Source organism: Vibrio sp. (genome assembly GCF_038138445.1).
Lineage (GTDB): Bacteria > Pseudomonadota > Gammaproteobacteria > Enterobacterales > Vibrionaceae > Vibrio.
This window is the reverse complement of record NZ_JAYQDQ010000054.1, coordinates 21,649-27,984: the sequence shown is the minus strand read 5'-3', so window position 1 is coordinate 27,984 and position 6,336 is coordinate 21,649. Positions and strand designations below refer to the sequence as shown.

Annotated in this window: 4 protein-coding genes and 1 pseudogene; 4 read left to right on the top strand and 1 reads right to left on the bottom strand. The window is 42.3% G+C overall.

All coding sequences use genetic code 11. From position 1 onward, the window contains the following. Window positions 1-54: 54 nt before the first annotated feature. The 4 genes and pseudogenes from AAFM34_RS13995 to AAFM34_RS13980 all read left to right on the top strand — a co-directional run. Window positions 55-1,059 (top strand): annotated as a pseudogene (locus AAFM34_RS13995) (molybdopterin cofactor-binding domain-containing protein); the annotation flags it as partial. A 35-nt stretch (window positions 1,060-1,094) separates the two neighbouring features. Next, window positions 1,095-1,934: a xanthine dehydrogenase accessory protein XdhC gene (gene xdhC / locus AAFM34_RS13990; protein WP_341663835.1), complete on the top strand. Its 840-nt coding sequence runs from the start codon at window positions 1,095-1,097 to the stop codon at window positions 1,932-1,934. A 31-nt stretch (window positions 1,935-1,965) separates the two neighbouring features. Next, complete coding sequence (guaD, locus tag AAFM34_RS13985; RefSeq protein ID WP_341663833.1) at window positions 1,966-3,273, top strand: guanine deaminase; 1,308 nt, start codon at window positions 1,966-1,968, stop codon at window positions 3,271-3,273. 178 nt (window positions 3,274-3,451) lie between these two features. Beyond that, window positions 3,452-4,186 carry a class I SAM-dependent methyltransferase gene (locus AAFM34_RS13980; protein ID WP_341663831.1) on the top strand — a complete coding sequence of 245 codons (735 nt, stop codon included), beginning with the start codon at window positions 3,452-3,454 and terminating at the stop codon, window positions 4,184-4,186. A gap of 20 nt (window positions 4,187-4,206) precedes the next feature. Here the strand turns inward: AAFM34_RS13980 and AAFM34_RS13975 are convergent, their stop codons facing one another. Continuing rightward, the gene (locus AAFM34_RS13975; RefSeq protein ID WP_341663829.1) at window positions 4,207-6,333 is read right to left on the bottom strand and encodes an ATP-binding protein; all 2,127 of its coding nucleotides are present in this window, start codon (window positions 6,331-6,333) and stop codon (window positions 4,207-4,209) included. Between the last annotated feature and the right edge of the window lie 3 nt (window positions 6,334-6,336).

The window sequence follows — 6,336 nt, the reverse complement described above, 5'->3', positions numbered from 1 at the left end:
ACCAAGCCGATACCCCAGAAAAAACAATGCCGCTCACCTTAAGTGAACGGCATTATGGCTATTACTCCCGTTAAGTTTGGCATTTCGTTTACCGCTAAATTTTTAAATCAAGCCGGTGCTCTTATCCATATTTATTCCGACGGCAGTATTCATCTAAATCATGGTGGTACTGAGATGGGACAAGGTCTCAATACTAAGGTTGCACAAATTGTCGCTGAAGAATTTCAGGTTGAAATTGAACGCATCCAAATTACAGCCACAAATACCGACAAGGTTCCCAATACTTCTCCTACCGCTGCGTCTTCAGGCACTGATCTCAATGGAAAAGCAGCCCAAAATGCAGCAAAGAAAATAAAACAGCGCCTAATAAAATTTGCTTCGAGCCACTTTAAGGTGCCTAAGCAAGACATAGTATTCAGCAATAGTAATGTCATGGTTGGCAAAGAGCTGATGGCATTTGATGCCTTAGTTCAATTGGCCTACTTCAACCAGATTTCACTATCGAGTACAGGCTTTTATCGTACGCCTAAAATCCACTATAACCGTGAAAAAGCGCGTGGTCGTCCCTTCTATTACTATGCCTATGGAGCGGCATGCTCAGAGGTAATTATTGATACCTTGACTGGCGAATACAAACTACTGCGAGTGGACATTCTGCATGATGTTGGAGCCTCACTGAACCCTGCTATAGACATTGGGCAAATTGAGGGTGGCTTTATCCAAGGCGTTGGCTGGCTTACCACAGAAGAACTATGCTGGGATGAACAAGGTCGTTTAACAACAAGCGGGCCAGCAAGTTATAAGATTCCTGCCATATCCGGCATGCCTCTCGAGTTTAATACACAATTGCTGCAAAACCATAGCAACTCCGAAGACACTGTTTACCACTCGAAAGCGGTCGGCGAGCCCCCCTTTATGCTCGCTATTTCTGTATGGAGCGCACTAAAAAATGCCATTGCTTCTGCTGTACCTAAAGGGATTGCACCACAGTTAAATACACCCGCTACACCAGAACGTGTGTTGATGGCGATTCAAAATGCAAGAAATACCAGTGTGTGAGCCCTTAAAAGAGCTCATTAGCTAAGGAGATAATCATGTACAGCGACAACTGGATTCAGGAATTGGCCAAGCTAGAGCACAACCAAGAGCCTTGCGTAATGGTCACTGTATTGGAAACACAAGGCTCTGCACCAAGAGAGTCAGGCACAAAAATGCTCATCACTAATGAGCGTTTAATCGCCACCATAGGGGGTGGACACCTTGAACACCTAGCAACACAAATCGCGCGCGACCTGCTCTCTTTAGGACAAGCGTCACCCAAAACAGAGCGGTTTAATCTTGGCGCTAGGTTAGGCCAATGCTGTGGGGGTGTCGTGACCTTATATTTTGAGCCTATCGGATTTAGTCCGAAAACCTTGGTAATTTTTGGCGCTGGGCATGTCTCTCAAGCTCTTATTCATGTTGTTTCAACGCTCCCATTTCATATTACCTGGATTGATCAGCGTAGTGACATCTTCCCTGACCTTGTCCCTAACAATGTGACCAAACTCGTCTCTGATGATCCTGTCTTTGAAGTCAGTGAACAACCTATCGAAAGCTATTACTTAATAATGACACATAACCATCAGCTGGATTTTGATCTGACACGAGCCGTATTGGATAGAGCCGATAGCCGATATCTTGGCGTCATTGGCTCAGAAGCGAAGCGAAAAAGATTCACTATGCGGCTAGCTCAGCGAGGATACTCACCACAAGAGATCAGCAAGGTAATTTGTCCAATAGGCCACAGTAATATCTGTGGTAAGAATCCAGCTGAAATTGCAGTGTCTGTCGCTGGAGAACTCATCATGCATTACCAAGGCGTATCCGGACATCAAAGCGGCACTAAACACAGTGTAAAAAACGATAGTTCAGCAAAAGATAAAATCGCCTAGTCATCGACTGCAGCCAAGAAAGGAAGTCTATATGGCAAGTCAACGCAAAGCTTATCGCGCCAGTATCATACACTGTCTCGCCGATCCAAAAGACGTCGGTCTTGGTAACTGCTATCAATTTTTTGAAGATGGCCTTCTCGTTATAGAGGATGGGCACATCATTAATATTGGTGATGCGGAAAAGCTTTTAAAAAACTTACCTAACAAAATCCCTGTTAAAGAGTATGAGAATAAGCTCATTACCTCTGGATTTATCGATACCCATATTCATTACCCTCAAACCGAGATTATCGCTTCATACGGGGACCAGTTACTTGATTGGTTAGAAAACTACACGTTTCCAGAAGAAATACGTTTTAGTGACCCAGAATATGCCAGACAGATAGCCCGACTATTCTTTTATCAGCTAATGAGTAATGGAACCACCACAGCTTTAGTTTTTGGTACCGTGCACAAGCAATCTGTGGACATTTTTTTCGAAGAAGCCCAGAAACGTCATTTAAGAATGATCGCCGGGAAAGTACTCATGGATCGCAACGCACCTGACGAACTCACAGATACACCCAAATCAGCCTATCAAGACTCAAAGGCCTTAATTGAAAAGTGGCACAATAAAGATAGACTTCTCTATGCCGTCACACCTCGTTTTGCACCCACCAGCAGTCCAGAACAACTGAAAATGGCAGGCAAACTACTAAAAGAATTCCCTAGCGTTTACCTTCACACCCATTTGTCTGAAAACCTTAGGGAGATTGATTGGGTTCAAGAGCTTTTTCCTGAGCGTGCTGGATATCTCGATGTCTATGACCACTATGGTCTTCTACATAAGCGTTCCGTCTTTGCTCATGGTGTTCACCTGTCGGATCATGAATGTCAGCGCCTAGCAGACACCCATTCATCTGTTGCGTTTTGTCCAACTTCAAACCTTTTCCTTGGTTCTGGCTTGTTTAAGCTTGCCAAATTAGAAAATTACCAAGTCCGAATAGGGATGGGAACAGACGTGGGGGCAGGTACTAGCTTTTCTTTGTTGCATACCATGAATGAGGCGTATAAAGTAATGCAGCTTCAGCAGAAGAAGTTACATCCCCTGAAGTCCCTCTATCTGGCTACGCTTGGTGGCGCACGTGCACTGCATCTTGAAAATAAAATAGGTAATCTTGAAGTCGGTAAAGAGGCGGACTTTGTCGTACTCGATTTAAATGCAACACCCTTACTTAGCCTGAGGATGGAAAAAGCAAATACTCTCGAGGAAAAACTATTTTTACTCATGACACTAGGTGACGATCGCGTCGTTTATGAGACCCACATTCTAGGGGAAAAGGCGTATTTTATTGGCTAAATGCAGTACTGTTAGAATATATATTTACACCACCGCAATCTCAAAATAAGAACCATAATGAGAATAGTCCCATTTTAACTATCCACACTCATTAAATTTTCATTAATATCATAACGTTAAGTATAGAAAAATTGAGGCACGATATATGCTAAATACCTGATAATGGAGGGATTTAGTTATGGCCGAAAATATTAGACTACTTGACCCGCGACAAGTTGCCAACTTTGATGTTGAGTATATCGACAGATCTTTGTTCCGACTTGTACGCAGCGTTATAGATCAGAATATCCATTATCCTTATCATGCTCACTTTCTCGATGTGGGTGGAGGTAATGGATTGTATGCTGACAAACTCATCGCCCAATACCCCGGTTGTTGTGTCGATATTGTCGAACCAGACTCAGATATGCACGCTAAAAATAAGCCTAACAAGCACAAAGTTCTTATTAATGGTGTTTATCAACAGTTTGAGGGGACTCAAGACTATGACATGATTCAGTTCAACTGGGTTTTGCATCACTTCATTGCACCTTCTTACGCCGAGACTCATGCCTTGCAGCTCCAAGGTTTGAAAACAGCGTATGATATGTTGGGGACTGAGGGCATAGTCATTATCTTTGAAAACTTTTATGAAGGAAAAGAGCATTCCAATGCTCCGGGTAAGTTAATCTATCGATTAACTTCCTCTAAGCTACTCAAACCCCTGACTTCTCGACTCGGCGCAAACACTGCTGGAGTAGGTGTGTGTTTTAACTCGGAGCTTCATTGGCGTGAGCAATTGATAAAGGCAGGGTTTAACAGCGTTTTCTCAGCGCATTGTTATTATTTTGGTGACTTAAATCCGTTTAAAAAATGGCTTCTTGGCATAGAAAATCAGCGCGTCGGCATGTTAGTGGGCGTAAAAACCCGCTAACTACATTCTTGGCTAATGGATCATCCCTCTTTAGGAGCATGCTTTTCAAGTATGCTCTTTAGCCATTCAAGCTTAAACGGCTTACCAAGCACGTTATTGAACCCTTGCTCTAAATAGTGCTCAACGTCACTGTCGAATGTATTGGCAGTCAAAGCAATAATTGGCGTGTTGGCTGCCAACCCCTCTGATTTAATCTGCTTTAATGTTTCCAGACCATCCATCACAGGCATCTGAATATCCATAAAAATGATATCAAAGTTTTGCTGACGCAATACATCGAGACACTCTTGTCCATTATTGACCGTTGTCGTTTTTGCGCTTAATGTTGACAACATTTTTTCCGCCACAATTTGGTTCATACGAATATCTTCCACCAGCATGGCTGAAATCTTTCTGTATACAACATTGCTTTCAGCGCCATCAGAAATAGGTATTGGCGGCGTCACCTCCTCCTGCAAACAATTAATCAAGTTCAATAGATCATAAGGCTTACTCAACAATCTCGTATTGTCCAACAAAGGCATCGGCGTGTTCATATGGCCATAGACCAATATAGATTCGGGCTCAGTTTCAGCGAATTGGTTGAGTTGATCACCTAATTGTTCACCATTGCCGAGATAATACAATAGTGTAGAGCCATGCGGGTCATAAAGGCCAAGAGCGTCTAATTCCCGAATTATCAATGAACGAACATCTGGGTGGCTGGCAATTACTTGTATCGATTTCCTTTCCCATACTGGGCTCAACAGAGGTTTTTCTTCAACTATCTCTGTAGGTATGTTGACCACAAATTCGCTGCCTTGTCCGAGTTCACTGGTTACTTGCATCGTACCACCAAACATAGAGACCAAAGATTGACAAATAGATAACCCTAACCCTGTTCCGCCATACTTTCGTGTGATCGACTCGTCAGCTTGGGTAAACTCTTGAAACACCTTCTCAAGCTGCTCCTTAGTCATACCTATACCGCTATCTTTCACTCGAATGTTGAGTTGAGTTTGGTCACCCTCTATTGATATAGAAATAGACAAATCCACAAACCCTTTCTCGGTAAACTTGAGTGCGTTGTAACCCAAATTATTAATAATTTGTACTAACTTGGTCTTATCTGAACGAATTTTATAATTACTTGAAATCCCTGTGGAATAAAAGACCTCTACGTCGTGCTGCTTATCAAAATTAACAAATACAGTTTTTGACACGTCGATAAGCTCACAGATGTAGAAGTCATCGTAAGATATCGCCGAGCGACCTTTTTCTATTTTGCTGAGATCAAGGACATTATTAATTAGCTTTAGCAGGTGCTCCCCAGAGCTATTAATCATGGACAGAAAGTGACGAGTCTGCTCATCAGATGATTCGTAGTACTCCTTTTGACTCAAACCAATTATCGCATTGAGAGGGGTGCGCATTTCATGGGACATATTGGCTAAAAATCGAGCCTTAGCGTTCGCACTCTGCTCAGCATTGCGTTTCGCTTCCTTCATGACCCGAGTTTTCTCTTCTAGCTCCTTCCCTAACCTAATTTGATTCAAGTACATCCAAGAGATCACACCAACCATCAGCATTGAGCATAAAAAAATGATCCCTAAATAAACATATTGCTTGTTATAAAACGTTTCTTTGAAATCAAGGAACTCGGCTTTTCTTTTCTGTACTTTACTTACAAAACCAGACAGATAGGCGTTTAATCTCATGTACGCCTTATCAAAGGCCATAATAATCTGCTGTGCTTTGGCAATATCGCCTAAGGTAAGCGTATCAACTTCATCAAATGCCTCTGAGATTTGGGCACTTATCTGTTTTAATTCTTCTATGTCACCATAGTTTGAGTGTAAGTCGATGGTTCTCTCGGCGAGTAAGTCGTGATATATACTTGCCCGAAACACCTTCGATTTAAACTTAAGCTGTGCCAGATGTTTTTTGTCCCTATGAGTTGTATATGTGAGAACAGCTGCTTTTACCGTTAATAGCTTGGTTTTGGCGGTAATATTGTTGTTAATAATGGTGACGTAGGGTTCTGGCGTCACTTCTTTTATTTTTGATACAGAGAAAAAAACATAAATAATAACCAAAAGAAGCATAAGGCACAGTGCTGAAATGATAGTGACAAAATGACGTCCTCGTTCCCAAAAGCTTGCGCCCATATC